23 protein-coding genes are annotated in these 24,305 nt (G+C 54.3%); 12 read left to right on the top strand and 11 right to left on the bottom strand.

Going from position 1 to position 24,305, the window contains the following annotated elements:
- Positions 1–31: 31 nt before the first annotated feature.
- The 3 genes from H1D41_RS00680 to guaA are packed head-to-tail and all read right to left on the bottom strand — an operon-like array spanning position 32 to position 2,586.
- On the bottom strand, positions 32–703 hold the full coding sequence (locus tag H1D41_RS00680) for a YdcF family protein (RefSeq protein ID WP_228847105.1): 672 nt from the start codon (positions 701–703) through the stop codon (positions 32–34).
- Positions 700–981 (bottom strand): putative quinol monooxygenase, encoded by a 282-nt coding sequence (locus tag H1D41_RS00685; protein WP_228847106.1) that lies wholly within the window; start codon positions 979–981, stop codon positions 700–702. Before H1D41_RS00685 ends, H1D41_RS00680 begins: the two co-directional genes overlap by 4 nt.
- 48 nt (positions 982–1,029) lie before the next feature.
- Entirely contained in the window at positions 1,030–2,586 is a 1,557-nt protein-coding gene (gene guaA, locus H1D41_RS00690) for a glutamine-hydrolyzing GMP synthase (protein WP_228847107.1), read from the bottom strand.
- Between the two features lie 212 nt (positions 2,587–2,798).
- On the opposite strand from guaA, the gene H1D41_RS00695 reads away from it, so the two are divergent.
- Together H1D41_RS00695 and H1D41_RS00700 are read left to right on the top strand one after the other, a co-directional pair.
- A complete protein-coding gene (locus H1D41_RS00695) occupies positions 2,799–3,800 on the top strand; it encodes a Hint domain-containing protein (RefSeq protein WP_228847108.1) in 1,002 nt (333 codons plus the stop codon).
- Between the two features lie 124 nt (positions 3,801–3,924).
- Complete coding sequence (locus H1D41_RS00700) at positions 3,925–5,466, top strand: trimethylamine methyltransferase family protein (protein WP_228847109.1); 1,542 nt, start codon at positions 3,925–3,927, stop codon at positions 5,464–5,466.
- Between the two features lie 5 nt (positions 5,467–5,471).
- On the opposite strand, the gene H1D41_RS00705 is transcribed toward H1D41_RS00700, so the two are convergent.
- Positions 5,472–5,768, bottom strand: a complete 297-nt coding sequence (locus H1D41_RS00705) for a DUF6477 family protein (protein WP_228847110.1) — start codon at positions 5,766–5,768, stop codon at positions 5,472–5,474.
- Positions 5,769–5,983: 215 nt separating this feature from the next.
- Here H1D41_RS00705 and H1D41_RS00710 point away from each other — a divergent pair, with 215 nt between their 5' ends.
- Positions 5,984–7,156 carry a DUF6456 domain-containing protein gene (locus tag H1D41_RS00710; RefSeq protein ID WP_228847111.1) on the top strand — a complete coding sequence of 391 codons (1,173 nt, stop codon included), beginning with the start codon at positions 5,984–5,986 and terminating at the stop codon, positions 7,154–7,156.
- Positions 7,157–7,205: 49 nt separating this feature from the next.
- Here H1D41_RS00710 and H1D41_RS00715 read toward each other — a convergent pair whose 3' ends face one another.
- Entirely contained in the window at positions 7,206–7,739 is a 534-nt protein-coding gene (locus H1D41_RS00715; protein ID WP_228847112.1) for a peroxiredoxin, read from the bottom strand.
- Positions 7,740–7,924: 185 nt separating this feature from the next.
- Between H1D41_RS00715 and lipA the strand changes: the two genes are divergently transcribed.
- Positions 7,925–8,875 (top strand): lipoyl synthase, encoded by a 951-nt coding sequence (gene lipA, locus H1D41_RS00720; RefSeq protein WP_228847113.1) that lies wholly within the window; start codon positions 7,925–7,927, stop codon positions 8,873–8,875.
- A gap of 172 nt (positions 8,876–9,047) precedes the next feature.
- Positions 9,048–9,977, top strand: coding sequence for a hypothetical protein (locus tag H1D41_RS00725; protein WP_228847114.1), 930 nt, complete (start codon positions 9,048–9,050; stop codon positions 9,975–9,977).
- Positions 9,978–10,048: 71 nt separating this feature from the next.
- Here H1D41_RS00725 and hpt read toward each other — a convergent pair whose 3' ends face one another.
- Entirely contained in the window at positions 10,049–10,555 is a 507-nt protein-coding gene (gene hpt / locus H1D41_RS00730) for a hypoxanthine phosphoribosyltransferase (RefSeq protein ID WP_107496195.1), read from the bottom strand.
- Between the two features lie 206 nt (positions 10,556–10,761).
- On the opposite strand from hpt, the gene H1D41_RS00735 reads away from it, so the two are divergent.
- The 5 genes from H1D41_RS00735 to H1D41_RS00755 all read left to right on the top strand — a co-directional run bounded on the left by H1D41_RS00735 (position 10,762) and on the right by H1D41_RS00755 (position 15,437).
- On the top strand, positions 10,762–11,211 hold the full coding sequence (locus H1D41_RS00735) for a type II toxin-antitoxin system RatA family toxin (RefSeq protein WP_228847115.1): 450 nt from the start codon (positions 10,762–10,764) through the stop codon (positions 11,209–11,211).
- 49 nt (positions 11,212–11,260) lie between these two features.
- Positions 11,261–12,004: a molybdate ABC transporter substrate-binding protein gene (modA, locus tag H1D41_RS00740; RefSeq protein ID WP_228847116.1), complete on the top strand. Its 744-nt coding sequence runs from the start codon at positions 11,261–11,263 to the stop codon at positions 12,002–12,004.
- A complete protein-coding gene (modB, locus tag H1D41_RS00745) occupies positions 12,001–12,675 on the top strand; it encodes a molybdate ABC transporter permease subunit (RefSeq protein ID WP_228847117.1) in 675 nt (224 codons plus the stop codon). The genes modA and modB overlap by 4 nt, the downstream gene beginning before the upstream one ends.
- Positions 12,675–13,649, top strand: a complete 975-nt coding sequence (locus H1D41_RS18440; protein WP_394355371.1) for an ATP-binding cassette domain-containing protein — start codon at positions 12,675–12,677, stop codon at positions 13,647–13,649. Before modB ends, H1D41_RS18440 begins: the two co-directional genes overlap by 1 nt.
- A 672-nt stretch (positions 13,650–14,321) precedes the next feature.
- On the top strand, positions 14,322–15,437 hold the full coding sequence (locus tag H1D41_RS00755) for a Hint domain-containing protein (RefSeq protein WP_228847118.1): 1,116 nt from the start codon (positions 14,322–14,324) through the stop codon (positions 15,435–15,437).
- Positions 15,438–15,492: 55 nt separating this feature from the next.
- On the opposite strand, the gene H1D41_RS00760 is transcribed toward H1D41_RS00755, so the two are convergent.
- Positions 15,493–17,907, bottom strand: a complete 2,415-nt coding sequence (locus H1D41_RS00760) for a GcvT family protein (RefSeq protein ID WP_228847119.1) — start codon at positions 17,905–17,907, stop codon at positions 15,493–15,495.
- An 81-nt stretch (positions 17,908–17,988) separates the two neighbouring features.
- Here H1D41_RS00760 and H1D41_RS18360 point away from each other — a divergent pair, with 81 nt between their 5' ends.
- On the top strand, positions 17,989–18,678 hold the full coding sequence (locus tag H1D41_RS18360) for a YceI family protein (protein ID WP_228847120.1): 690 nt from the start codon (positions 17,989–17,991) through the stop codon (positions 18,676–18,678).
- A gap of 80 nt (positions 18,679–18,758) precedes the next feature.
- On the opposite strand, the gene H1D41_RS00770 is transcribed toward H1D41_RS18360, so the two are convergent.
- Positions 18,759–20,294, bottom strand: a complete 1,536-nt coding sequence (locus H1D41_RS00770; RefSeq protein WP_228847121.1) for a trimethylamine methyltransferase family protein — start codon at positions 20,292–20,294, stop codon at positions 18,759–18,761.
- Between the two features lie 164 nt (positions 20,295–20,458).
- On the opposite strand from H1D41_RS00770, the gene H1D41_RS00775 reads away from it, so the two are divergent.
- The gene (locus tag H1D41_RS00775) at positions 20,459–20,689 is read left to right on the top strand and encodes a hypothetical protein (RefSeq protein WP_228847122.1); all 231 of its coding nucleotides are present in this window, start codon (positions 20,459–20,461) and stop codon (positions 20,687–20,689) included.
- A gap of 240 nt (positions 20,690–20,929) precedes the next feature.
- On the opposite strand, the gene H1D41_RS00780 is transcribed toward H1D41_RS00775, so the two are convergent.
- The 3 genes from H1D41_RS00780 to H1D41_RS00790 are packed head-to-tail and all read right to left on the bottom strand — an operon-like array spanning position 20,930 to position 24,022.
- On the bottom strand, positions 20,930–21,739 hold the full coding sequence (locus H1D41_RS00780; protein WP_228847123.1) for an isocitrate lyase/PEP mutase family protein: 810 nt from the start codon (positions 21,737–21,739) through the stop codon (positions 20,930–20,932).
- On the bottom strand, positions 21,736–22,797 hold the full coding sequence (locus tag H1D41_RS00785; protein ID WP_228847124.1) for a bifunctional transcriptional activator/DNA repair enzyme AdaA: 1,062 nt from the start codon (positions 22,795–22,797) through the stop codon (positions 21,736–21,738). The genes H1D41_RS00780 and H1D41_RS00785 overlap by 4 nt, the downstream gene beginning before the upstream one ends.
- A gap of 55 nt (positions 22,798–22,852) precedes the next feature.
- A complete protein-coding gene (locus H1D41_RS00790; protein ID WP_228847125.1) occupies positions 22,853–24,022 on the bottom strand; it encodes a pyridoxal phosphate-dependent aminotransferase in 1,170 nt (389 codons plus the stop codon).
- Positions 24,023–24,305: the final 283 nt, after the last annotated feature.

A 24,305-nucleotide genomic window follows, 5' to 3' on the forward strand; every position in this document is an offset into this window, starting at 1 on the left:
GACAATGGCGCAAATCAGGCGGGCTGCAAGCTTATTTCAGCCAATCATCGCGGTTTTCTGCCCCCATGATCCCGCTTGCTTGCCAGGCAGCTGCACGGAGTGCGTTGAAACCTGTCGCCAGGACTTCGCGCCAGACCATTGCGCCTTCTGGCCAATTCAGGCTCGGGCTGGTGGACCGGAAGGGTTCGGAATTCGAAAGGGCGATATCAAAACTGCGCCCATCGTTCAGCGCGGCCCAATGCAAAGAGGCCCAGACACGGGGCAGGTGGAAGCCTTCTGATACTGCGATGATACGGCCATTCTGGGGCAGGTCAGGCAGCGAAAACAAGGCGTTCTGCAATGTGGAGAGAGAGCGTGTCTCGCTTGTTATTACATCGTGTGTTACGCCCATCCGCACCGCAAGCGCACGCATCTGATCACCTGCAGACGGGCCACTATCGCGCGCCATGCCGCCGGACATATGTAGGCGTGGCGCAGCGCCTTGTTGGTATAGGATTACGCCTTTTTCAACACGCAGGATTGTCGATGCGTGCAAAGTGCCATCGGCGTCCATGCCCGCCCCAAACACCATGATGACGTCAGCGGTGGCGAACTCCTCCGGCTCTGTCAGATCCTGGAGGAAAGCAAAGGAGGGAATGAAAATGAGAAGGGTAACAAATGTAAAAACAACAAGTGCCAGAAAACGGCGGAACAGTTTAATCAACCGGGGACCTCTGTGATTTCATAGTCGCGGGGAATGCCTGCGGTGATCTCTGCCCAGGGGGACGCTTTGGTGCGGGTCTGATGGGCGTCGAAAGCGGCCTGGTCTGTGAAGGTTTCAGCCACATCAAAACGCCCGGGAATGTCAGGGTTTTCAGTGACCTCAAAGGAAATACAACCAGGTTCCTGGTGGGTCAGGCGGATGTGGTCAATAAGGCCCGCGCGCACGGCATCCAGTCGGTCATCTGGCACAAGAATGTACCCGTTCAGCTGAATTTTCATGGCGCGGATCCTCTTATTTATGTCTTCCGGGCGGATGGCCCGGAAGGATTACTCCCACTCAATCGTGCCCGGAGGTTTCGATGTGATGTCATAGGTCACGCGGTTGATGCCTTCGACTTCATTGATGATCCGCGTTGCGGTCTCACCGAGGAATTCATGGCTGAACGGATAGTAATCCGCTGTCATACCGTCGACAGACGTCACCGCGCGCAGGGCGCAGGCATAGTCATAGGTGCGGCCATCGCCCATCACGCCAACAGTTTTCACCGGCAAGATCGCAACAAAAGCCTGCCAGATATCATCATACAGACCATGTTTACGGATCTGGTCGATGTAAACGGCGTCAGCTTTGCGCAGGATTTCCAGCTTTGGACGGGTAATTTCACCCGGGCAGCGGATCGCAAGGCCTGGTCCGGGGAACGGGTGGCGACCGATGAAAGAGGCCGGAAGACCAAGTTCACGGCCCAGCGCACGGACTTCGTCTTTGAACAGCTCACGCAGAGGTTCGACCAGTTTCAGGCCCATTTTCTCAGGCAGGCCGCCCACATTGTGGTGCGATTTGATGGTGACACTTGGGCCGCCAGAGAAGCTAACGGATTCAATCACGTCAGGGTACAGCGTGCCCTGGGCGAGGAATTCAGCGCCTTCAATCGTGTCCGCGTGTTTCTGGAACACGTCAATGAACAGCTTGCCGATGATTTTGCGTTTGGTTTCCGGGTCAGATTGCCCGTCAAGTTCGCCCAGGAACAATTCCTGTTCATCCGCGTGGATCAGCTGCATGTTGTAATTGTCGCGGAACATGGCGACAACTTCTTCGGATTCACCTTGGCGCAACAACCCGTGATCCACAAACACACAGGTCAGCTGATCGCCGATCGCTTCGTGGATCAGAACCGCCGCAACGGAACTATCAACGCCACCGGACAGGCCACAGATGACGTTCTTATCGCCAACCTGTTCGCGGATTTTGTCGATCATCTGCTGACGATAGGCACCCATTGTCCAGTCACCAGAGAAACCCGCAAGTTTCACAAAGTTTTCGTACAGTTTCGCACCGCGTGGAGTGTGGTGCACTTCGGGGTGGAACTGCACCGCGTAGAAATGACGCGACGCATCCGCGGTGATCGCATAAGGCGCGTTTGGCGATGTGCCGTAAACGTCAAAACCCGGTGCGATTTCAGAGACATGATCGCCGTGGCTCATCCAGACCTGTTCGTCACCATCGGTGAACCAGCCGTCCAGAATGTCCAGGGAATTTTCCGGTGTCACAAAGGCGCGGCCGAATTCGGCTGTGCCGTGACCACTTTCAACTTTGCCGGCCAGCTGATGCATCATCACCTGTTGGCCATAGCAGATGCCCAGGATCGGAACACCGTAGTCAAAGATTTCCTGCGGCGCACGCGGGGACCCTTCACGGGTCACACTGTCCGGGCCGCCAGAGAAGATGATGGCTTTCGGGGCAAATTCCTTCACAAACGCCATGGTGACGTTCTGATAAGGATGAATTTCGCAGTAAACTCCGAGCTCACGCAGGCGGCGCGCGATAAGCTGCGTAACCTGGCTGCCGAAGTCGATGATCAGGAGATTTTCATGGTGCTGTGTCATGAGGATGCTGTAAATTGTGTGCCCCTCTGACGCAAGCGACAAAAGAGATTTTAACAGGTTTCGAATGTGACGATTGCAGCTCTGGGGCGCGCGGATTCGCAATTTTGTGAATATTAAGTTGATTTGGTTTCTTGAATATGCCTTAAACTTGCCTGAATGAGGCGAGATAAAGACTGAGTTATAAAACTCGGCGGTAAAGCAGGCCAAAACAAATGCAAACGATAACCCTATATCGGCTTAACGCCGATCCTGCGGGGGTGTCCAATCTGAATGTGTTGCAGTCGTTCACTGTAACAATAACGGATAACGACCCCATAATAGAAGGTAATGACGTCTCTGGGGCGCAGCTTGACCTGTCTTCCGTGCCGAATATCAGTAATTCAACTAATTTTCAGGTTTTTGAAACCTATTCCGGTATGTCCGGAGGGAACCCGGTAACCTTCACGCTGGTTCAGTGGAATCCCGTTCCTTATATCTTTGTTGTATCAGGGTCCGTGTCTGTTGGTCAGCCGATTACCGGTACCGGTTTCGGAATTGGACCCGCAGCAACACCTGTAGATTACTCGGATCTGCCGGATTTTGTCTGCTTTACCGCTGGCACGCGAATTGAAACGCCTGGTGGTTTGCGACTGATTGAGGATCTGAAGGCCGGTGACAGGGTGGTTCTGGCAAATGGAACATGCCGTCCGATCAGTTGGGTTGGTCGCCGGAAACTGTCACGCGATGATCTGAAGGTTGCCCCTCATTTACGTCCGATCCGTTTTAAAGCCGGATCAATGGGGGCAGGACGCCCCTCACGTGATGTCTGGCTGTCGCCGCAACATCGCGTGGCAGTGACCGCAGTCGGGCTTGATATGATTATCGACGCGCCAATGATGCTGGCATCGGCCAAATCCCTGGTGAATGGAACGGATGTGCTGCAGCAAAGAGGCAATAAGCCTGTGGAATATATCCATATCATGTTCGACCGGCATGAGGTCGTGAATGTGGACGGCCTGATGTGCGAAACCCTGTTCCCTGGGGAAACCACGTTAGATTCCATGTCTGAAAAAAGTCGCGGGGAACTTTTCGAACTTTTTCCAGCGCTGGAATTTGATCCCGGTTCCTATGGGGCAACGGTGCTGCCCGTCATGAAGCCATATGAAACCCGTGTGATGCATTCAGCGTTACGGGCGCCGCAAAAGGCCGAGATGCAGCAGATTTCGCTGCACTGAAAACAATCGTTGCGTCGTAAACCGGGGGAAATGTCGCTTTCGCCTGCCAGAGGCCGTATTTTCCCTTATTCCCGTCAGTTTCCCGGTTTAAACATAGCGCAAACGACATTTCGGGAGAGTATCCATGGCAGAAGCAGGACGCAGACGTGCACGTGGGGGCGGCGGTGCAGCCCGTCGCGCAGAACGCACAGCGATTCACATTGAAACCGCTAAGTTCATTGAACGTAAGATTCCCAATCTGGAAATCCTCAATGAAGAAGCGCTGTCTATCATCGAGGAAAACGCAGAAACCGTTCTGGCGGAAGTGGGCGTTAACTTTGTTGAATGTCCTGAGGCTCTGGAACTCTGGCGTGAAGCGGGTGCGGAAATTGATGGCGAACGCGTACGCATTCCCCGTGGTCTGTGCCGTGAGCTGATCAAAACAGCGCCGTCCAGCTATACCCAGCACGCCCGTAATCCAGAGAAATCCGTTGAAATCGGCGGAAACAGCCTGGTGCTGGCACCTGTATATGGCCCGCCCTTCGTGCGTGATGCTGACGGTGGCCGCCGTTACGCGACCATGGATGACTTCAACAAATTCGTGAAACTGGGCTATATGTCCAAATACCTGCACCATTCCGGTGGTACAGTCTGCGAACCAACAGATGTTGCGGTGAACAAACGTCACCTTGATATGCTACATGCGCATATGACTCTGTCTGACAAGCCTTACATGGGTTCCGTGACAGAACCATCCCGCGCGGCGGATTCTGTTGAGATGTCCAAGATCTTGTTTGGTGAGGAATTTGTCGATCAGAACGCGGTTATGACATCGCTGATCAACATTAACTCTCCGCTGACCTTTGACCCGATCATGGTTGGTGCGCTGGATGTTTACGCGAAAGCCGGGCAGGGCTGCATCATTTCTCCGTTCATCGTGGGTGGCGCGATGGCACCTGTATCTGTTGCCGGTACGCTGACACAGGTTCTGGCCGAGGTTCTGGCCGGTATTGCTTACAGTCAGCTTGTGCGCAAAGGCGCACCGGTGATCTTCGGCTGCTTTGTGACCTCGATCGACATGAACTCTGGCGCGCCGACATTCGGCACACCTGAAGCATCCCAGATCCTTTACGGTGCTGGTCAGCTGGCCCGTCGGTATGGTCTGCCATTCCGTTCCGGTGGTGGCCTTTGTGCTTCCAAACTGCCTGATGCCCAGGCAGCCTATGAAACCGCACACACACATAACGCAGCGCTGCTGGGTGGTGTGAACTTCATGCTGCATTCCTGTGGCTGGCTGGAAGGTGGCCTTGTGTCTTCCTTTGAGAAATTCGTCATGGATGCGGATCAGCTGGGTGTTCTGCACCGTCTGGCCGAAGGCATTGATATGTCTGAAAACGGTCAGGCGATGGACGCGATCCGTGAAGTTGGGCCAGGTGGTCACTATCTGGGATGTGAGCACACCCAAGCGAACTTCAAAACCGCGTTCTGGAAAACAGATCTTCTGGATTATAAGCCGTTTGAAACCTGGCATGAGGAAGGCGCGCGCGATACTGTGACGCTTGCCAAAGCCCGTGTTGAAAAGCTGCTGAACGACTATCAGCAACCTGCCATGGATCCGGCGATCCGTGAGGCGCTGGATGAATACGTCGCACGCAAAAAGGCAGCTGAGCCCGACGCATTCGTCTGAACCTTTTAGCTTTTGCTTTGCTTCCGGGCGCGTAAAAGCTGAATTTCCGCCATCAGGGCGACCAGAACTTCTATATGACGGGCGATGCTGTAGGTGGCATCGCCCGTTTTACGTTTCTCATCCATATCGCCTTCAATGTTTACCAGCTGTGTGACAGCACGCCCCGGGCCAGGCAGGCGTATATCCGCAATCAGACGGGTCAGGTCGCGTTCGCGGCTGTAACCGGACAGGCCGAAGCGGGCAGCACGGATAAGAAGGCGCGGACGGCGCAGTGTGTTCAGAAGTGTCATAAGATCAGTCATTGGCATCCCCATTGATGAGCAGTTGTTTGACGCTAACTCAACCATAACGGGTGTTGCGTGGCTGCGAATTCACCGTTCGATGGGTTCTGAAACTGTTTAGAATTGATGAACACAATGGATCGAACCTGAAATATTAACCAACAAGTAACGGATGCAATCTTAAGTTGAGGCTGGTTAACGCACCGGTGCGGCTGTCAGAAGGGGGCAAAGCAGGAATGGTCAGATCAACAGAAACAGGTACGCCTGATGTTGCTGAACTTCCTGGCTGGGTTCCCGGTGCGGCGAAGAACTATCTTCTGCACACGGAAACCGGTCTTCCGATCCGCGCTCTGGCCCGTGAAAACGGCTGTCATGCCTCGACCATCCTGCGCCAGGTGCGTCGTTTTGAAAACCTTCGGGACGATGTTCTGATTGATGAGGCGCTGTGTCAGCTGAGCCAGAAATATTTTCAGGTATCCCGCTCTTCTGCTGAGCATTCTAAAAAGGATATCGCGACCATGAAACTTCCCACCTCAAAAGCTGCGCAACTGCGTGAACAAGCCCCAGACGTCAGCCGGGGTGCACTTGTGCGCCAGGAAAAAGAAGAACGCAATGCGCTGACGCGTATGGCGGAAAGTGGTGCAATCCTTGTGGTGGCCGGCGATCTTGAGAAGGCTGTTGTTGTGCGCAATCTTAGCGGGGGGAAATCTGTGCGCACCGCGGTGATTGACCGGGAAACCGCAAGTTCGCTTGCGCTGAAAGACTGGATCAATTGCACGGGCAAGGGCAAGATCACACAGTATAAGATCACAGGTGCCGGGCGGTCTGCGCTGAAGCGGATGATTTCAGGCGATCCGGGGCAGCCTGGTTTTAATGATATGCAGGCGGCCTTTGGGGATCAGCACCGGATCTGGGGTGAAAAACAGCTGGCCAGCGGGTGTGAAGACGAAAAACCGCGCCGGATGCGCTATAATATCGCGGAAAGCCCGCTGGCAGGTCTGGCGCGGCGTCGGGACAAAAGCGGCAAGCCCTTTCTGACGGACGATCTTGTGCATGTGGGCGAACGTCTGCGCGAGGATTTTGAACTGGCGCAGATGGGGCCACGTGTGGCGCAGAACTGGGAACGGTTCCTGACAGGGGGCGGCCGTGGCAGTTTTGCAGCGGACAGCGGTGTCGGTCATGGCCCGGATGAAGCGCGCCGCCGGGTGTCTGGCGCGCTGGAACATCTGGGACCGGGCCTGGGCGATGTGGTTCTGCGGTGCTGTTGTTATCTGGAAGGTATGGAGGCCGCGGAAAAACGCATGGGCTGGTCCGCGCGGTCCGGTAAAATCGTGTTGCGGATCGCGTTGCAACGGCTGAAACGTTATTATGATGAAACCCACGGAAAATTCGGCCCGATGATCGGATAAATAAAAGGCCCGCACACTGGCGGGCCTTTTCTATTGAATGAACAAAAGCTTATGCGCTTTCTTTCAGCCAGTTCAGAACAGTTTCAGGGGAGGATTCACCATATGGATCTTCGCCGTGGTTGTCGGCAAGGCCTGGCTCTTCGAACCATGCTTCTACAACGCCGTCGTTGATGACAGCGGCATAACGCCAGGAGCGCATGCCAAAGCCCAGGTTGCTTTTCTCAACCAGCATGCCCATTTTGCGGGTGAATTCGCCACAGCCGTCAGGAATGACGTCAACATTTGCGATCTTCTGGTCCTGCGCCCATTTGTTCATCACAAAGCTGTCGTTCACGGACATGCAGTAGATGCCGTCGATGCCCTGTGCCTGGAAATCAGCAAAGCCGTTTTCATAGCCTGGCAGCTGGTAAGTAGAGCAGGTCGGGGTGAATGCACCTGGCAGGGAGAACAGCACAACGCGCTTACCTTTAAAGTAGTCAGCGGTGGTTTTGTCTTCCCAGCGGAACGGGTTGTCGCCGCCAATGGCTTCGTCACGTACGCGGGTTTTGAAGGTCACTTCTGGCAGTTGTTGTCCGGATTTCATCGGAAACTCCTATGTAATTGTTAAGGTCTGGCGAGAGCTGACCATATGTTTCGCGAAGCTACTTAAAACGATTCTAAGTGTCGTTCAATCGCCTCTGTGCCGCAGGGGGTTAATCTTTGCGCGGCCTCTGGTAAATCTGGCAGATCTTCGCTACCTGTTAGGGAAGCCCTGTAAGGATGCCAGATATGCGTGATCTCAAAATTCCGGCCGAACGCCACCCCGAAAAAGCCAAAAACCCCGACAGTGTGCGGTTGAAAAAGCCGGATTGGATCCGGGTCAAAGCACCGGGTGGCAAAGGCTATGCGGATACCCATAAGATCATGCGTGACAATGGCCTGGTGACCGTTTGTGAAGAAGCAGGCTGCCCCAACGTTGGTGAATGCTGGTCGCAGGGTCATGCCACTATGATGATCATGGGTGAGGTCTGCACGCGGGCCTGTACCTTCTGTAATATTGCGACAGGCAAACCACCAGAGGCACTGGATGTGTTTGAACCCGGGCGCGTGGCGTCTGCGGTGAAAAAGCTTGGCCTGAACCATGTGGTGATTACATCCGTGGACCGGGATGATGTGAAAGATGGGGGTGCCGAACATTTCGCCCAGACCATCCGGGCGGTGCGCCAGCAATCGCCAAGCACTACCATCGAAATTCTGACGCCGGATTTCATCCGCTGTGCGCCCGAAGCACTGGAAGTCGTTGTCGCGGCCAAACCCGATGTGTTTAACCACAACCTGGAAACCGTGCCTGGCCTGTATCCCGAGGTACGCCCTGGCGCGCGCTATTTCCATTCCCTGCGTCTGTTGCAGCGGGTGAAGGAACTGGACCCATCCATGTTCACCAAATCCGGCATTATGGTTGGTCTGGGCGAAGGCCGTCAGGCGGTTTTGCAGGTCATGGAAGACATGCGCGCAGCTGACATTGATTTTCTGACTATCGGTCAATACCTGCAGCCAACGCCAAAGCATCACGCGGTCGATCGTTTCGTGACCCCGGAAGAGTTCAAATCCTATGAAACTGCAGCTTATGGCAAAGGGTTCCTGATGGTGTCCGCCACACCGCTGACCCGGTCCAGCTATCACGCCGGTGATGATTTTGCGCAATTGCGTACTGCACGTCTGGAAAAACTGGGGCTGTAATCCCGACAGCTGAAAAATTACATCATGCAAAATCGCAGGACCTTCCTGCGATTTTTTTATGCTATATTAAAATAGCGAAATACCCTATAATCCCGCCATTAATTTAAAGAGTTCTCTTGTTTGTTACTTCTGTCTTCAGGGCATCCTGATCAAATTAAATAGAGGAATGAACATGCAAAAAATTATTGCATCAGCGTTGGTGATCGCAGGGGTAATCCCTTCGGCCAGTTTCGCACAAAGCCTGCCAGCAGGTTTCGAAATGTCGGGCTACATTGAATATTCGGATCTCAACGGCGACGGATTTGATGAAAACTTCGGCCGCATGGACGCAAATTTTGCCCATCATAATCTGATCGGGAATTTCGGTGTCTCACTTGGTATTGACGCGTTGCACGTCGACGGGAATACCCGCTCCGAACTCTATCCGGCGATAACATACAGCTTCGGCGATCACATGATTTCTGCGGGTATGACCCGAAGCGTACTGGACAATGGGTATCTGCCAGAGCGTCAGATCCTGGGAAGTAGCCTGTTTGACCTGCAGTTGCCCGGTATTGGCGGCAGCTATATGAAACAGGTATTGCTCCAGTCCGGGGCAGGCGCAGACAATATTGGCCTGCGTTGGGATGGTGCCTTTGGTAATACAAAGGTTGGTGTATCCTACAACAGTCTCTCAACTTCGGGATCGCCCTCAGTTGATGCGTTTGCGGTCGCTGTGCGTCACAGTATGCCTGGTCTGTCCAGCACAGGTGAGCTGGATGCTTTTGCCGGTTTTGAGCGTATTGATGCCTCCGGTTCAGCTGTGGATGTCTGGACCATCGGGGTCGAAGGGCAGATCAATAAGTTCGGCTATGGTGTGAGCTTTGGTGATACAGACTTTTTCTCCGGCAACCATGTGCGCGGCTGGGTGGATTATGACATCACAGATCGCCTTGAGGTCAGTGCCGAAGTTCTGTCTCTGAATGATGGTTCAGGCAGCACTGTGTACAGCCTGGGTGCATCATATGAAATCTGGAACGGTTTCGTTGCTGAGGCCAACTACATCGATGATGATGATGGCAACACCAGCACGACCGAAATTTCTGTGCGCTACGAATTCTGATTTGCGCCAATTGAAACGCAAAAGCCGGCGGTGTGATCCCGCCGGCTTTTTTGTATCAGGGTTTTATTGTTTCAGACGAAACGGACTTTACCGATATAGCCCAGGTTCCGGTTGCGTTGGGCATAGTCGATGCCATAGCCGACAACAAATTCATCCGGGATTTCAAAGCCGGTCCAGTCTGCTTTAATCTCAACTTCGCGACGTGACGGTTTGTCCAGCAGGGCGATTGTGCGCAGTTTTTGGGGTTTGCGGGTTTTCAGAAGCGCCGTCACATGTTTCAGGGTAAAGCCTGTGTCAACGATGTCCTCCACCAGCAGCACATCACGCCCGCCGATTTCACCACGCAGGTCTTTCAGAATGCGCACCTCGCGGGAGCTTTCCATGCCGTCGCCATAAGAAGACGCCTCAAGGAAATCCACCTCTACCGGCAGGTCCAGTTCGCGCACCAGATCCGCAATAAAAACAAAGGATCCGCGCAGCAGACCAACCACCACCAGTTTATCCGTGTCGCTGAATTCCTCTTTAATTTCACAGGCCAGATCTTCGATCCGGGCAGCGATGGATTTGGCAGAGATCATCTGATCGATGACATATTCAGGGCCTGGCTTGCTCACAGGGTGTCCTTCCGGGGTGCTGGCGTTAATGTCCGCTGCTTCGTAAACAGTGAGGCGGGCAGGGGTCAAGCGTTCTCCCTGATCATCTGGTCAAAGACGCCGGATAACAACAGTGCGATTGCGTCGATTTTGCCCTGGCATATTTTCAGGCAGCGCATTAAATACGCGCCATGCCAAAGCACAGTGATACAAGAAACCTGCCTTACACCGCGCAACAGATGTATGATCTGGTGGCGGATGTCGGGTCTTATCCGAAATTCCTGCCCTGGTGTTCCGCCGCGCGCATCCGGTCACGCAAACCCATTACTGGCGAAAACGCCGAGGTGATGGAAGCGGATCTGGTGATTTCCTTTAAGGTGTTCCGGGAACGCTTTGGCAGCCGCGTGCATCTCTGGCCGGATCGTGACCGCATAGAGATGGAATATCTCGACGGGCCGTTCAAATACCTGAAATCCTGGTGGCAGTTTACCGATCTGGATCAGGGCGGCTGCAAGGTTGAATTCTTTGTGGATTTTGAATTCAAAAACATGGTTTTGCAGAAACTGATTGGCGTGGTCTTTAATGAGGCCATGCAGCGTATTGTACGCGCCTATGAACTCCGTGCGGCAGAGCTTTATTAATCCGTTGGACCGGCTTGCATTCACGTCAGCAGCGGTGCTTTATGCCACTATGAAACACAGCTTTCAGATGACACGCCGCCTGCTTTTGGCGCTGCCTTTGCTTATGGCAGCAGGGTCCGCCATGGCGGAAGAACGGGCTTTGCGTGTGGCTGTGGCATCGAATTTCCTTAACGCCGCCCGGGGGCTGTCAGAACTGCATGAACTGAGGACCGGGCAGCGCGTGATCCTGATCAATGGGTCTTCCGGCACGCTGTTCGCCCAGATCGCCAATGGTGCGCCGGTGGATCTGTTTCTGTCCGCCGATCATGAGCGCCCGCAACGACTTACTGATCTGGGACTGGCCCCGGAACCACAGGCTTACGCCCAGGGCGAACTTGTGCTTCTGCACCGTGCATGGGGTGGCCTTGATGACCTTGCGGATCAGCGCATCGCCATCGCCGACCCGGATGTTGCACCCTATGGGCAGGCAGCATTGCGCGTTCTTGAGGTTCTGAACATCACGCCTGAAACGGCTGGTCTTGTCTCTGGTGCCAATGTTTCCGCCGCTGCGGGGCTCTTTGCGTCCGGTAACGTGGATTTTGCCCTGGTCTCCCGCTCTGTTGCGAAAGAGGTTAAGGGATTGCACCCTGACTCTGTGCTCACGACATTGCCTGCACCTGAAAACGAAGTTCTGCAATTTGCCGCGCTGATCTCACCAGACGCGCAGGCTTTTCTGGACCTGATCCTGTCTGATGAGGGCACGTTCCTTCTTAAACTCAATGGCTATCAGCCGGTGCAGGAGGCCACGGAATGAATGTGGCATTCTCTGAGGTCTGGCCCGCGATTTCCCTGACCCTGCGGCTGGCCTTTTTCAGCACGCTGATCCTGATGGTGATCGCAACGCCGCTGGCCTGGTGGCTGACGGTGACGCGCCTGCGCATCCGGCCGCTGGTTGAGGCCATCGTCACCCTGCCACTGGTTCTGCCGCCAACCGTCATCGGGTTCTACCTGCTGGTGTTCATGAACCCGACGGCACCATTGGGGCGCGGCTGGGTCGCGCTGACAGGGGAAACTCTGGCCTTTTCATTCTCAGGCCTTTTGCTGGCCTCTGTGATTTATTCCCTGCCTTTCGCCGTACAGCCCCTGCGCACGGCTTTTCAGACCGTGGGTCTTGCCCCACGCGAAGTCGCAACCACCCTGGGCGCATCCCCTTTGCGGGCCTTTGTATCTGTCGTGCTGCCCCTGTCAAAACGCGGGTTTATCTCAGCTGCGGTCCTTAGTTTTGCGCATACCCTGGGGGAGTTTGGCATTGTCCTCATGGTCGGCGGCAATATCCCCGGCGAAACCCGTGTCATTTCGATTGAGATCTTCAACCGTGTTGAAACGCTGGATTACAGCGGTGCGTATCTTCTGTCCTTTGGTCTGCTGATTGCCTCTTTCCTTGCGCTGACTCTGACCTATTTTCTGGGACGAGAGCGGCGCTGATGGATATGTTGAACGTCGATATTCGCCTCAGCCGGGCAGGGTTTGATCTGCAGATGGCCTGCGACATTCCCCTTACTGGCATCACAGCCTTGGTCGGCCGCAGTGCCAGCGGGAAATCAAGCCTGCTGCGCGCGATTGCCGGGCTGGATCCTTGTGAGGGGACAATCCGGTTTCGCGGGCAGGACTGGCAAGACGGGCGCAGGCAAAAAGTCATCGCCCGTAAGCGTCGCATCGGCTTTGTATTTCAGGACATCCGGCTGTTTGACCATATGTCCGTGCGCGAAAACATCACCTATGCGCAACGCTGGGGGCATGGCGAAACGATGGCTGGCCTGGCGATGCAGGAAATCCTTGATATCCTGGACCTGGTCCCGCTTATGGATCGCCCGGCCACGGTGCTGTCTGGTGGTGAACGTCAGCGTGTTGCTCTGGCCCGCGCTCTTGCGGCCAGACCCGAATTGCTTTTGCTGGATGAACCCCTGACAGGCCTGGATCCGCAGCAGAAAGACCGACTGATCCCCAGAATGCAGAAGGTGCTTGCACAGACGGGTTGCCCGGCGCTTTTTGTCAGTCACGACAAAGGCGAAGTCGCACGCCTGGCTGACCGCAGCTTCCAGGTGAATGCAGGCCGTATTTCCGGCCCGGTAGATGCGCTGCCCTGGCTGAAAGGCTATGTGCGCAAGAATGCTGAAGGGCAGGAACGCACCATTTCACAGCAGCCACAGGCTGGGGCGGATCCGGCTGTGGTCTTCCGGCTGCTGCCTGAACATATCCTGCTTACGATGAATGATCCCGGGCAACACAATGCAGATTTTTCTGCGCCAGTCCGGATTGCGGGTGAGAATGCGCAAAACACGCGGCTGGTTTTCGCGGATGGCCAGGAGATATCTGTAAGCCGTGAGGTGATGAACGGGGTGACTGTCGGGGCTGGAAGCACAATCTGGCTTACAGCTGGTCGGGTTGCAATTGGTTAATATTCCAATTTGATTCGTTTTGAAAAGGGTAATTGTTTATAAAATCAACATCGTTACCGCTGTTATTCCTATTGTTGCGTGATTGTTCACAATGAATGTGTTGGTGGTTCCGCCCTGAACCTGTATTTTACGGCAGGTCCTGCGTCAGATTGCCCTGAACAATTTGAATTGTTTTTGATGTGCAGCCTGGTTGGAAATGTAAGGCCTGAAATTGCGGATCTGATCTGAGGTGATTTACTAAAATACCTTAATTACAAAGGTTTAAGGTTGCTCGATGTGACGGGAAGTGCCCATGACTTTGAAGGTGTCTGCAGAACCTTCAGATGCCGGACATTAAACAAATTACCGGCAATCTGTATCGGTACCACAAAAATCGGTTTTGTTTTTTTTTCTTTGTTTTTCGTCTCTTAACCCTCAGTATGTATTCATTCGATTTGAATGCGATCAGTTGCCCCGGGGGATTGGGGGCATATTTTAATATTCTGATTGTATTTAGGTTTGTACGGTAAGGCCGGTTCGTATCGTTTGAAGGTATGCAGTTCTGATGTGTTCTCGGAAGTGCAGGTAGGGCCTCTCTCTTAATTGTTTAACGTAATCTGCGCGGAAAAACCTGCGCTTAACCAATTGCGATCTGTCGTATTTTTAACAGTGAGCAAGAACAGGGTATACGGAATGGCCGATTTTACGCTCGATTTCAGCGATACAGGCGCTGACGGGTCGACAACTTATACAGACGGAACAGACAGCGTTGATGTCACTGTATCCACGCCAACAAATGCTGGCCGCTCATTTTCTCTGAACGGGGATGCCTTAAAAAGCTCATCTGTTCAGGAACCCACATCAGCATTGATTACATTTGGTGAGAATGTTTCTGATGTCAGTTTTGAAATATTTGACGTGGATGCCGGGGCCGGGGCCTGGGATGATCAGATAACCGTGATCGCACGGGATGCTTTCGGCAACATCGTTCCGGTGACTTTTTCTGATCTGACGGCAAATCACGTTGTGTCCGGAAACAGCGTTGAAGCCGAAGGAAATGTCAGCCCGGGGGTCGAAGGTTCAGGGGCGCCGGATACGATCACCGTGACAATTCCCGGCCCGATCATGAGCATTGAGATCATTCATGACAATGGCGACGACTATTTCCGCGCAGGCGTTATTGGTGTTGGCCCGATTGATTTCGAATTTGAGTCCGTTATTCCCTGTTTCACCCCTGGCACGCTTATCTGCACGCTTTCCGGGGAAGTTCCGGTTGAAACCCTGAAGGTCGGAGATCAGGTGATCACACGTGACAATGGCGTACAGGAAATCCGCTGGATCGGATCGAAGACGCTGTGTGGGAAAAAGATTTCGGAACGTATGCAGCTGCGCCCTGTTGAAATCCAGGCGGGTAGCCTGGGCAAGGGCCTGCCGCAAAGGGATATGCTGTTAAGCCCAAATCATCGGGTTCTGATTTCGAATGAAGTCACAGCGCTGTACTTTGAAGAACACGAAGTTCTTGCGTCCTGCAAACATCTTGTGGGTCGTAAAGGCGTCAGCCGTGTCACCCCGGATGAGGTTACCTATATTCATTTTATGTTTGATCAGCACGAAATTGTTCTGGCGGATGGGATCTGGACAGAAAGTTTCCAGCCCGGGGACTACACGTTAAGAGGTATTGATAACGCGCAGCGTCGGGAACTTTTTGAACTCTTTCCTGAACTGCAATCGGGGGATACTGCGGATGTCTATCCCGCCGCCCGCAAGGTTCTGAAAAAACACGAAGCAGTGCTGATTTCCCGCTGCTGACACAATGTCTTAAAACAGTTGAAAAGGGCACCCGCTGTGGGTGCCCTTTATCGTTTTAGCCGCGCATCCGTGCGCCATCTGCGTCAAACAGTGGGGTGACGATCTGGCGGGCTTTGCGCATATGACCCAGGATCTCGATCTCGGCCTCATTGCCTTCACCGGCCAGATCAGTGGGGATCAGGGCCATAGCGATGGATTTCTGCGCATAATGGCTGTAGCCGCCGGATGTGCAGAACCCCTGAACTTCGCCATTGATCCAGACCGGTTCATACGCATGTACGTCGCAATCGGTGGCATCCACTTCAAAGGCTACAAGCGTACGGGCAGACCCTTCGGCTTTTTCCTTTTCAGCTGCGGCACGCCCGATGAAATCATCTGGTTTCTTAAAGCTAATGAACCGGTCAAGCCCGGTTTCACCGGCAGTGTAATCAGGTGAAAATTCAGACAGCCAGGAGCCAAAGAATTTATCCAGACGCAGCGACATCATCGCCCGCATGCCGAACGGTTTCATGCCGTGTTTCTGGCCTTCATTCCACAGGGTATTCCACAGCGCGCGCTGGTTCATCGTGTCTGTATAGATCTCATACCCCAGATCACCGGTATAGCTGACACGCTGCACAATGCATGAAGACATGCCGATAGTGATTTGTTTTACATCGAGGAATTTGAACGCATCCGCAGACACATCCGCCCGTGTCACAGCTTCCAGAACCTTGCGGGCATTCGGTCCTGCAATCTGGAAACCTGTGCGACGGTCAGAGATGTTTTCGACGGTCACGCCATCTTCTTCGTGCTGTTCAAACCACCGTGTATGGAAATCCTGCGCGCCATAAGATGCGGTCAGCTGGAAATGATCTTCCGCAAGGCAAGACATGGTGAAATCACCAATCAGACGCCCGGAATTGGCCAGCATCGGTGTCAGGGACAGACGGCCAATTTTAGGCACGCGACCCGCCATGATTTTGTTCAGCCAGGCACGGGCATTCGGGCCCTTTACATCGTATTTGCCAAAGTTCTGAACTTCATTGATTCCAACAGCCTCACGCACAGCCTTCACCTCACGCGCGGTGGCGTCAAAGGCGTTTGAACGGCGGAAAGACGGGGTTTCATAGCGAGGCTCGTCACCTTCAGCGAAGTAATTCGCGACCTCAAGCCCGTTTTGCTGCCCATATACCGCACCCATTTCCTTCTGGATGTCATACATCGGCGTTGTGTTCATGGGACGCGCGGCGGGCAATTCCTCATTCGGATAAACCACAGAGAAACGGTTCTGATAGTTCTCAATCACCTTCGGCAGGGTATAACCGGGGGTGATCCATTTGCCAAAACGCGCCACATCCATGGCGAAAACATCGCGTTCCGGTTCACCTTCGATCATCCATTGCGCCAGGGTCAGGCCAACGCCGCCGCCCTGGCTGAAACCAGCCATGACACCACAGGCAGACCAGTAGTTCTTCTTGCCCGGCACAGGCCCGACCAGCGGGTTGCCATCCGGCGCAAAAGTAAACGGCCCGTGGATCACAGATTTAACACCAACCTCGGCAAGGGCCGGGAAGCGTTTGTAGGCGAATTCGATGGAATCCTCAATTTTATCAAAGTCATCCGGCAAAAGTTCATGGCCAAATTTCCACGGTGTGCCATCCACAGCCCAGGGGCGGCAGGGTTGTTCATAAAACCCGATACACAGCCCACGCCCTTCCTGGCGCAGATAGCTTTCGCCCGCCGGATCCATAACATGCGGATGTTCTTTATCCGCCTCATAGATCATTGGTATATCATCGGTGACGATATACTGGTGTTCCATCGGGTGCAGCGGCAGGTAAACCCCGGCCATCTCACCAACTTCACGCGCCCAGAGACCGCCCGCATTAACGATATGTTCCGCAATCACGGTGCCCTTGTCGGTGACAACTTCCCAGGTGCCATCCGGCAGCTGGTTGGTTTCTTTCACCATACAATGGGTTTCAATCTCGGCCCCGCCCATTTTCGCAGCGCGTGCATAGGCATGTGTCGTGCCGGATGGGTCAAGGTGGCCATCCAGTGGATCATACAGCCCGCCAAGAATACCTTCGACGTTGGTGGCAGGGGCGATTTTAGCGATTTCTTCCGGTGACAGAATTTCCGTATCCAGGCCCATATGGCGGTGCTTGGCGCGTTCCGCCTTCAGCATATCCATACGTTCCTGGGTGTCGGCAATGGTCACACCGCCCACATGGTGCAGCCCGCAGGACATGCCGGTGATTTCTTCCAGCTCTTTGTAAAGACGGATGGTATAGCCCTGCAAAGCGGCCATATTGGTGTCGCCGTTAATCGTGTGGAAACCACCCGCAGCATGCCAGGTTGAACCGGATGTCAGTTCCGAACGTTCCAGCAGCAACACATCGGACCAACCAAGTTTGGTCAGGTGGTACAGCACCGAACAGCCAACCACTCCGCCACCAATCACACATACTCTGGTATGAGTTTTCATCACGAACCTCCCGTAAATTTTCTGAACTTACCTGCACTTTGACGCGGAATCAGAAGGTAGCATGTAAAAAAACGCCAAAATGTGTCGCTTTTATCTGACGGTATGCATCGCAATTCGGGCACGGTTTTGTGTGTTGCGATTGTTGATCGCCGGGCGACATACTGCGATATGATTTATACTCTCAGAAAAAAAGCCTGTTCTGCCGCGCGTGTTGCGCGGTTACTGTCTTTCGCAGGAATGCTGTTCAGCCTTACAACGGTTCCCGGTGTCGCGGAAAATCAGCCCTATAGGATTGTCAGTTCCGGGCGCGCAGATTTTTCCTATCAGTTGGCCGGGCGGGAAATGCAGGGGTACATCCCCATACAATCCGCCGCTTTGCTGCTGGATCTGGATGCGCCGGAACAGGCCATTGTTCAGGTGAGTTTCGACGTATCACGGTCCCGGGCCGGAAATTTCCTGGCGACCTCTGCCCTGCGTGAACGGAAGGTTCTGGATACGGATGCCTATCCAACGGCGCGTTTCGAAAGCCGGCGGGTTCAGAAGGTGAATGAAGGGGTGCGGATGGAAGGTGACTTTATGTTGCGTGGGGTCATCCAGCCGCTTGAACTGACGGTGTCATTGCTGCGCGATGGTCGTAATTCCGGGGAAACCTCTGTTCTGAATATACGCGGAAGCTTTGACAGACGCGCTTTCGGGGCGACCGGGTACCCTGATCTGGTTGATCCCCTGATCGAGTTGGATTTCAATATTGAAATTGTACCGGTCACTTAAATAACCCTGTAAATAGAACCACCCGCTTCCGGATCGGAAGCGGGTGGTTCTTTGTGTAAGATTATTTGCGGATATCCCGCTTATCCGAGGTGGATTTTGAACTTTGCACGGATCTCCTGATCCAGAGCCGGATCCAGCGCGGCGCGGGACGGTTCTGACAGAATTTCTTCTTTCTTCTTCGTCGCCGCTTTCACAAGGTTCGGTTTGCCAACCTCAGCCCATTCTTTCGGGGACAGGCGTTCTGCGGTCTTCGGATAGACGTAATCGCTTTCCATTCGGGCCAGCGTGGCATCGGTGCCCAGGTAATGGCCAGGCCCGCCCAGGCAAACTTCACGCATCTGGTCCAGCGCCATGGTCACATCATCAACCTCAATCCCGCGCACACAACGCAGCGCATGGCCAATGATGTCATCGCCAAGGATCAGGCTTTCATGACAGAAGCCCAGCAGGGATGCATGCATACCCGCGGATTCATACACCATGTTCAGGCCTGACAGACCGCCCATCACATTAGACGCCATGGCTTCCCAACCCGCCTGCATGTCAGGTAGTTTTGCGTCGGTCATACCGGCAGGCGCACCCCCTGGCAGTCCGTAGAACTTATGCATCTGCGCACAAGCAGCGGTTTGCAAAGCCTGCTCGCCTGATCCGCCCGTCATCGCACCAGAGCGCAGATCAAGGCCGAAAGGCCATGTGCCCATGATTGCAGGCGCACCAGGTTTCACAGCGTTCACGTAAACAATACCAGCCAGACATTCTGCAACCGATTGCACCACAGCACCGGCAACGGTGGAAGGTGTCGTTGCACCGGCCATGCCCGCAGACAGCAACAGAACAGGCATGCCACCTTCAATGACTTTTTCCATGACTTCGCAGCTTTCAGTCGCGAATTTCATCGGAGGTACCACAAAACAGTTGGAGTTGGACACAAAGGGACGCGCGCGCCATTCTTCTTCGCCACCGGCAACCATATGCAGCATATCAAAGCCGCCATCGACATAGTCAGGTTCAGTGAAAGACACGCCAACGTGCTTGGTGGTGCCTGAAACTGTGGCGTAGATGGAGTTCATATCCATCTCGAAATTGTCCGGAATATCGCGGCAGACCATCGGGCGCTGTAGGAAGTGAATATTGTCCAGGCGATCGGCGATTTTGGCGGCATCGTGCAGATCCTGCACGCCGCAATCGCGATATTCTTCGGTTTCCACATCCACAAGGCTAACGGCGGCACCGGCAGTGCCAAAATGTACGCGGTGACCGTTCAGATGCATGTCATGCTTTGGGTCACGACCATACAGGGTGACGTCTTTGCAGGCTTTAGACAGAGCGTCTTCCACAACGGCGCGTGGGATACGGATGCGATCATCATCGCCAAGGATACAGCCAACACGCACCATGTGATCCACACCGGATTGCGGCGCATCTGCGAAACCAATGGTTTCAAGCGCCTCAATTGCGGCTTCGTGGATCATATTGATTTGTTCGTCGGAAAGAACTTTCAGGGTAGCGCTTTCCATGCCTGGGCGCACGGAGCGGGCTTCCATTGCGACTGGGGCTTCACGAAGGGCTTTACGGGCGGCGCGGCCACCGGAACGGCGGGAGGATTTTGCAGTCATGTTTTGTCTCGGTTTGATCGGTGGAAAGGGAAGGGTGAATTACACCACAACCGGGCGACCGCGTGCTGCGCGGCCCCGTTCTGCACCAATCGTGATCACGATCAGAGAGATTTTCCAGTCAAGACAATGGACCACGGCGGGCTCCGTATTGAATCAGTTGATCTATGAAAATTGCACTTAAATTTTCACGCCAGACCGCGCGTTTACGACAGGATGTCGCTTTCAGGAAATTTTCGTCTCTTTTTGGGGAATTTGGTTTCTGGCTACCGCTGGCAATACGCAAAAACCAGTTTTCCGGAATACCGGAAAACTGGTTTTCTAAACTTTTGAAGCTGTTGATTGTGCGGCAGCGCACGCTTGTGTCACGTTTTCTCAATCCATCACAGGCATCTTAATCCGCGTCATGACAAAGCAGGCCACCAGACCTGCACCAACGGAAACGTCCTGATTGGAGCGTAAAACACTCCAGGGACCGTGAAAAAGCTTTCTCACACAGGGGTGAAAACCCTGAATCGTGGGGTTCCGGATGGCGGCGCCGCCTTTTTATAAACGGCAATGATGATCCAGATGATGAGCAAATGAAAAACCGCACAGGCCGGGTAAGGCCCATGCGGTGGATTTTGCGTGTCTGCTGTTTACTTAAACATCAGATCCTCCACGGCATCGCCGGAAATGCTTTTGCCAAGCGCTGAAAAATCACCATTTTCCAGCATATCCATGCCAATATCACGGATCATACGATGGGTGGCACGGGCCAGTGCCGATCCAAGAGAGACCCGCGCAAGGCCCGCAGCGGCATACTCCGACAGTGGCAGTTTTGTGCAGGGACCAGCGGCCAGAGCATTCACCGGGATATTCACTGCGTCACAAATGCGCTTCAGATCCTGCGGGTTGGCGGGCGCGGGCGCATAAAGCCCATCGGCACCAGCAGCTTCAAAGGCCTGCAAACGGCGGATCGCTTCATCCATATCATATTGCCCTGTCAGAACGCCGTCGGCGCGGGCGACAAAGAAGAAATCACCGGGCAGGGCGCGGGCCGCAGATGCGGCGGCGCGGATGCGTTCCACCGCCAGATCAAAATCATATGGGGCCTCATCCGGCAGGGCGGTGTCTTCAATGCAAATCCCGGCCAGACCAATTTCCGCTGCCAGTCGCACGGTTTCGGCGCAGGTTTCGGGATCTTCGCCAAAGCCGTTTTCAAAATCACCAGACAGTGGAACATCCAGCACGGCAATCAGATCCTGCGCATGGGCCAACGCCTGGTCGCGGGTGATATGCCCCATATCGCGGGTGCCAAGCGCAAAGGCGAGCGCAGCGGAACTTGTCGCAATCGCCTTCGCGCCCATCCCCTGTAACATCAGGGCAGATCCCACATCCCAGGCATTGGCCAGAATAAACGGATTGCCCGGCTGATGCAGGGCGCGGAAGGTTTCAGCTTTGCTCATACTCGTGTCTCCGATGCGTATTTCTTTTCAATTTCAATCAGTTTTTCCTTACGCCAGATCCCACCGCCATAGCCGGTCAGGCTGCCGTCTGCCCCCATTACCCTATGACAGGGAATAAGGATTGCAATGGAGTTTGCGCCATTGGCACGGGCAACGGCGCGTGTCGCCTCTGGCCGGCCCAGATCCGTTGCAAGCGTGGAATAACTGCGGATTTCGCCTGCCGGTATCTTGCGCAATGCGTCCCAGATGTCTTTCTGAAAGGCTGTGCCATGGGGCGCAAGCGGGGTGCTGAACACGGCGGATTGCCCCTGGAAATACAGCTCAAGTTCTGTTTTGACCTGTTCAATCGGTGCGGGGCGTCCAAAGCCAATCCCGCCTGGGCAATCCTTCATCAGGCGTTTCAGCTCCGTGGGCAACGCCTTGCGGTCCGCAAATTCCAGAAGATGCAGGTGCCGCTTGTCCGCCACCGCGATCATCGGGCCAAGTTCTGTCTGGAACCAGTCCGCCTGCAACAGCGCGTCTTTACGAAACGCCCCTGGTGCAACGCCGGTCAGCCGCGCAAATGCATCACGAAATGCAGAGGGGGATTCAAATCCGGCTTCAAGCTGTGCGTCAATAACGCGACTGCCTTCAGCCATTGTAGTGAAACCCATGGCCAGACGCCGTTGCCGCGCCATCTCAAGGAAGGTCATACCAAAGACCCGTTTGAAATTGCGCCGCACAGTGGAGGGATCATATCCGATCTGCGCAATATCGCTTTCATACCAGCGCTTTGCCGGATCTTTCTCAAGCGCTTTCACCAGATCCGCAATTATCGGATCATCCGACAGAACACCCAGGGGATGACAGCGTTTACAGGGGCGAAAACCGGCTTCGATACATTCCGTGACCGAAGGCTTAAACGCACAGTTTTCAGGTTTGGGATCACGCGCCGGACAGCTCAGCCGACAGAAAATCCCGGTGGTGGAAACGCAAACCCAGGCCCGGCCATCCCAGGCTGGGTCGCGTTTTGTCAGGGCCTCGTAAAGCACCTTATGTTCAGGCAATTGAAACAACATATCGCCTTTCTATGGGCTTCCGGCGCGTGGGTGCGCCGGAAATCGGGCAGCACTGTTATTTTTCTGCCGCATATTTCAGAAGCCGCGCAAATGCGTCTTCGAACTGATCATCAGGGATGGTCATCGCAACCCGGATATGCCCGCTTGACGCAGCACCAAAGCTTTCGCCCGGCATGACAGCGATCAATTCCTGGTCCAGCAGGCCTTCGGCGAAATCTTCACCTGACAGGCCGGTCGCCCGGATATCCAGCATCAGATACATCGCACCACCCGCCGGGATCAGCTTAACCGCATTCTGACCTTTCATCAGGCGTTTGGCAATTTCACGACGACGGCGGAAGGGGGCTGCGACCTTTTCTTCAAAATCAACACCCTGTTCCAGCGCAAATTTCGCCGCATCCTGGATGAATCCGGCAACGCCATATGTGGTATGGGTGGCAAGGGTGATCAGGTTCGCAATCACACCTTCAGGGGCGCAGATCCAGCCACAACGTGACCCGGTCATTGCATGAGATTTCGACATAGAACCAATAACTAACGTGCGGTCCTTCATGTCGGGCAGGGCGCGGGGCGAGATATGTTCACCTTCCCAGATCTGCGTGTCGTATACTTCATCAGAGATCAGCCAGAGATCATGTTTCTTTGCAAAACCTGTGATGTTTTCCAGCGTCTCGCGGGAATAAACCACACCGGTCGGGTTGTTCGGGCTGTTGATCATCAGGGAATTAACCTGCGGCGTCAGGCCCGCTTCCAGATCGTCAACCTGGGGCTGGAAATCCAGGGATGAACGCGTCTGCACCGGCACCGGCACCGCACCAACACCGCGGATCGTTCCAGGGTAAGTTGCATAGTAAGGATCAATATACATCGCCGCATCGCCAGGATCACAAACGGCGGAATGGGCCGCGAAAAGCGCGCTTTGCCCGCCAGGCGTAATCAGGATGTTATCAATACTGGTCGGAACACCCGTGCGTTCCTCAATCCGCTTTGCCACGGTTTCCCGCAGCGCATCCGTGCCCGGCACCATCGCATAGCCTGTATGACCACCAGAGGCAGAGGCATGCATTTTGTCCAGGATAATCTGTTCCGTGCGATCGTCATGTTCACCAATCGTCAGCTCAAGCACAGGTTTCCCTGCCGCTTTCATGCGCCGCGCCTTGATGAAAATGCCCCAGCCATCGTCTCCGTCGCCGGTCAGCCCGGTGATACGTTTTGAGAGATCCATGTTCCGTCCCCGTGAATTGCGTTTTTGCCAGGCGACCATGGCGCGCCTGATTTGTCAAACGGGGAATAAATCGGTGTCACATCAAAATCTGTGATACTTGCGACATGAAGGCGCGATTTATCGCTGGACATATGCGCGAGCCGGGTTATGGTCGCCCTCATGGAAAAGAACATCTGCATTATCACCTGCATTATCCGCTGACATTGTCAGGCGGGCGTTCTTTGTCGTTTTCATCATGAAATGAAGTTGATATGTCCCGCCGCAAGGCCAGCGGCCAATTGGG

It is taken from the genome of Halocynthiibacter styelae (assembly GCF_016123485.1).
Classification (GTDB): Bacteria; Pseudomonadota; Alphaproteobacteria; order Rhodobacterales; family Rhodobacteraceae; genus Halocynthiibacter; species Halocynthiibacter styelae.

Excerpts from the sequence above, each read along its gene's own strand:
- H1D41_RS00785 (WP_228847124.1), bottom strand. The coding sequence starts at position 22,797 with ATGTTGTTTCAATTGCCTGAACATAAGGTGCTTTACGAGGCCCTGACA.
- H1D41_RS00790 (WP_228847125.1), bottom strand. The coding sequence starts at position 24,022 with ATGGATCTCTCAAAACGTATCACCGGGCTGACCGGCGACGGAGACGAT.
- H1D41_RS00695 (WP_228847108.1), top strand. The coding sequence starts at position 2,799 with ATGCAAACGATAACCCTATATCGGCTTAACGCCGATCCTGCGGGGGTG.
- H1D41_RS00775 (WP_228847122.1), top strand. The coding sequence starts at position 20,459 with ATGAAAATTGCACTTAAATTTTCACGCCAGACCGCGCGTTTACGACAG.
- guaA (WP_228847107.1), bottom strand. The coding sequence starts at position 2,586 with ATGACACAGCACCATGAAAATCTCCTGATCATCGACTTCGGCAGCCAG.
- modB (WP_228847117.1), top strand. The coding sequence starts at position 12,001 with ATGAATGTGGCATTCTCTGAGGTCTGGCCCGCGATTTCCCTGACCCTG.
- H1D41_RS00685 (WP_228847106.1), bottom strand. The coding sequence starts at position 981 with ATGAAAATTCAGCTGAACGGGTACATTCTTGTGCCAGATGACCGACTG.
- H1D41_RS00735 (WP_228847115.1), top strand. The coding sequence starts at position 10,762 with ATGCCAAAGCACAGTGATACAAGAAACCTGCCTTACACCGCGCAACAG.
- H1D41_RS00710 (WP_228847111.1), top strand. The coding sequence starts at position 5,984 with ATGGTCAGATCAACAGAAACAGGTACGCCTGATGTTGCTGAACTTCCT.
- H1D41_RS00770 (WP_228847121.1), bottom strand. The coding sequence starts at position 20,294 with ATGACTGCAAAATCCTCCCGCCGTTCCGGTGGCCGCGCCGCCCGTAAA.
- modA (WP_228847116.1), top strand. The coding sequence starts at position 11,261 with ATGAAACACAGCTTTCAGATGACACGCCGCCTGCTTTTGGCGCTGCCT.
- H1D41_RS00705 (WP_228847110.1), bottom strand. The coding sequence starts at position 5,768 with ATGACTGATCTTATGACACTTCTGAACACACTGCGCCGTCCGCGCCTT.
- H1D41_RS00725 (WP_228847114.1), top strand. The coding sequence starts at position 9,048 with ATGCAAAAAATTATTGCATCAGCGTTGGTGATCGCAGGGGTAATCCCT.
- hpt (WP_107496195.1), bottom strand. The coding sequence starts at position 10,555 with ATGATCTCTGCCAAATCCATCGCTGCCCGGATCGAAGATCTGGCCTGT.
- lipA (WP_228847113.1), top strand. The coding sequence starts at position 7,925 with ATGCGTGATCTCAAAATTCCGGCCGAACGCCACCCCGAAAAAGCCAAA.
- H1D41_RS00760 (WP_228847119.1), bottom strand. The coding sequence starts at position 17,907 with ATGAAAACTCATACCAGAGTATGTGTGATTGGTGGCGGAGTGGTTGGC.
- H1D41_RS00715 (WP_228847112.1), bottom strand. The coding sequence starts at position 7,739 with ATGAAATCCGGACAACAACTGCCAGAAGTGACCTTCAAAACCCGCGTA.
- H1D41_RS18440 (WP_394355371.1), top strand. The coding sequence starts at position 12,675 with ATGGATATGTTGAACGTCGATATTCGCCTCAGCCGGGCAGGGTTTGAT.
- H1D41_RS00700 (WP_228847109.1), top strand. The coding sequence starts at position 3,925 with ATGGCAGAAGCAGGACGCAGACGTGCACGTGGGGGCGGCGGTGCAGCC.
- H1D41_RS00755 (WP_228847118.1), top strand. The coding sequence starts at position 14,322 with ATGGCCGATTTTACGCTCGATTTCAGCGATACAGGCGCTGACGGGTCG.
- H1D41_RS00780 (WP_228847123.1), bottom strand. The coding sequence starts at position 21,739 with ATGAGCAAAGCTGAAACCTTCCGCGCCCTGCATCAGCCGGGCAATCCG.